1 pseudogene is annotated in these 263 nt (G+C 68.4%); it reads left to right on the forward strand.

Annotated elements, in window-relative coordinates:
• Positions 1-263: pseudogene (locus SB772_RS42200) on the forward strand (MMPL family transporter); the annotation flags it as partial.

Genomic DNA, 263 nt, shown 5'->3' on the forward strand with positions numbered 1-263 from the left:
CTCGGCGAACGGCTTGTCCGGCGGCTCTACGCGCCGCCCGTCGACGGTCTGCAGACTGCGGTGGCGGACGATCCGTTTGGCTGGCTGCAGCACTGGCTCGGCGAGTTGCCGCTCGCGGCATCGAACCTGTCGCTCGAAGACGGCATGCTGGTGTCGCATCGCGGCGACGCCACGGGCGTGCTCGTGATGACGTCGCTGGCAGGGTCGGCCTATGAATCCAGTGTCCAGCACGCGGTACGTGTCGCGACTGCCGATGCGGAACG

The sequence above is a fragment of the Paraburkholderia sp. SIMBA_030 genome (assembly GCF_046535245.1).
In the GTDB taxonomy this organism is placed as follows: Bacteria; Pseudomonadota; Gammaproteobacteria; order Burkholderiales; family Burkholderiaceae; genus Paraburkholderia.